General features: G+C 62.0%; 4 protein-coding genes. 1 reads left to right on the forward strand and 3 read right to left on the reverse strand.

The annotated features are described in order from the left end of the window. Positions 1 to 274: 274 nt before the first annotated feature. Entirely contained in the window at positions 275 to 1,225 is a 951-nt protein-coding gene (locus J0I64_RS00150) for a ring-cleaving dioxygenase (protein WP_291405263.1), read from the reverse strand. Between the two features lie 194 nt (positions 1,226 to 1,419). Between J0I64_RS00150 and J0I64_RS00155 the strand changes: the two genes are divergently transcribed. Beyond that, a complete protein-coding gene (locus J0I64_RS00155) occupies positions 1,420 to 1,545 on the forward strand; it encodes a hypothetical protein (protein WP_291405265.1) in 126 nt (41 codons plus the stop codon). A 13-nt stretch (positions 1,546 to 1,558) separates the two neighbouring features. On the opposite strand, the gene J0I64_RS00160 is transcribed toward J0I64_RS00155, so the two are convergent. Further along, positions 1,559 to 1,888, reverse strand: a complete 330-nt coding sequence (locus J0I64_RS00160) for a putative quinol monooxygenase (RefSeq protein WP_291405267.1) — start codon at positions 1,886 to 1,888, stop codon at positions 1,559 to 1,561. 24 nt (positions 1,889 to 1,912) lie between these two features. After that, on the reverse strand, positions 1,913 to 2,153 hold a 241-nt coding region (locus J0I64_RS00165; protein WP_291405269.1), incomplete at its 5' end, for a DUF2200 family protein.

The raw sequence follows: 2,153 nt of genomic DNA on the forward strand, positions 1-2,153 counted from the left end.
AGGGTGGCGACGGTGGTCGCCAGGGCGGCGGTGGAGGAGGGGGCGCCGGAGGCGGTGGCATGGGGATGGGGATGGGAATGGGAATGGGAATGGGCGGCGGTGGCCGGCTCGACGATACCGACCCGACCGATACTGCGGCGGGTCGGTGAGCGCGCATCCCGCCATACCCACGACTCCCTAGCGCGGAAACAGGGACTTCCCCTTTCGCAAGGATGACACCGCGCAATTGGGACCAACGAAAAAGGGCCGGCTCAATGAGCCGACCCCTTCATTTCTAAACCAGCGGCTTCAGGCCCGCTTCGATCTGGGCTCGCTGGCTTTCGAGAAACGGCGGCAGCGACAGCTTTTCGCCGAGGCTTTCCATCGGCTCGTCGGCGGCAAAGCCGGGGACGTCGGTGGCGATTTCGAACAGCACCCCGTTCGGCTCGCGGAAGTAGAGCGAGGTGAAATAAAACCGTTCCACCTCTCCCGAAGAGCGAATGCCAAAGCTGTTCACCCGTTCGATCCATTCGTGCAGGCTGTCCTGGTCCGGCGTGCGGAAGGCGACGTGGTGGACGCCACCAGCACCGGGCCGGGCGCGGGGCAGGCTCGGATCGACCGAAACATGCAGTTCCGCTGCCGGGCCGCCCGGGCCCATCTCATAGACAAAGGTTTCAGCGCCGCGTTCACGCGCCGGGTAGTGCCGCACCTGTTGCATGTTCATCACGCGGGTCAGCATGGCATCGGTCGGCTCGAGTTTGGGCACCGACAGCGTGATCGGACCGAGGCCGATGATCTGCTTGTCCGCCGGCAGCGGCGACTTGGCCCAGGGGATCGCCTTGCTGCTGCCGTCGACGACGAGCCGGAAGCGCTGGCCTTCAAAATCCTCGAAATCCATCGAGACATGGCCAAAGCGTTCCTTGATGCCGCTCGTGGAAACCTTGCTGGCTTCGAGATGCTCCTTCCACCATTTCAGCGTCTCTTCGCTGTCGACGCGCAGGCCGGTGCGGCCCACGGTGTGGTTGCCGCGCTGTTCGCGCATGGTGGGGAAATCGAAGAAGGTCAGGTCCGCGCCGGGCGAAGCGACGCCATCGCCATAGAAGAGGTGATAGGCCGAGGTGTCGTCCTGGTTCACTGTCTTCTTGATCAGGCGCATGCCCAGCGTTTCGGTATAGAACTTCAGGTTGCGCGGAGCGTCCGCCGTCACGGCTGTCAGGTGATGAATGCCGCCGAGTTCCAAGGTCATTTGCTGTACTCCCAAATATCGTGGCGTCTGCCGCCGTGTTCGATAAGGAATGTAAGGGGCCGCGCTGTTGGTGAAAAGCGAGACAATAGCAACGCACTGGTATCGATTATCGAACAACGTGGCGCCCTGCAGAAAGCGCCGCAACCTCCGGTCGTGATCGGCGTTGTCAGCCCATCATGCCAAGGAGACTGGCCATGTACGACGAAGACAAGACGGGTCTTGAATTCATCGAAGGGTTCATGCTGCTGGCCATGGCCCTCTGGGTCGGGGGCGCAGCCCTCATCTTCACCCTCGCCATGATCGGTCACAGCCGCATCTGACCCAGCGGCCCGCTCAGCCCTTTGCGAGCGGGGTCAGGAAGGTCAGCACGGAATTGGGTTCGACAATCAGTTCGCGCAGCCGCGCATTGAACACCGCGCCATAGTCGGCGCCGATGTGAATTTCGAACGCGCTCTTGTCGCGATAGATTTCGTAGACGACGAACTTGTCCGCGTCTTCCAGCCGGCGATAGCAGTCAAAGGCCACGTTGCCCGCTTCCGCCCGCACCTTGAGCGCGAGGCCCGCGAGCAGCTCGGCCACCACATCGCCCTCGCCCGGCCGCGCGGTAAATTCGGCGATCAGCGATATCGCGCCGCTATCAGGCAGATTTTTCAGAATGTCCAATCCTAGCTCCTCGGTAGGCAGCGATCACTGCCGCAAGATCTTTTCCATCGGCCTACCCTTGGCCAGTTCGTCCACCAGCTTATCGAGATAGCGAATTTCGCGCATGATCGGCTCTTCGATCTCTTCCACCCGCATCCCGCAGACGACGCCCTTTATCAGCGATCGCGCCGGGTTCATCTGTGGCGCCCCAGCAAAGAAGTCCTCAAAGCTGGTCTTGTTCGCCAGCTCCTTGCCAAAACTGGCATCATCGTGCCCGGTCAGCCAG

This window comes from Devosia sp. (assembly GCF_017307565.1).
Lineage (GTDB): Bacteria > Pseudomonadota > Alphaproteobacteria > Rhizobiales > Devosiaceae > Devosia.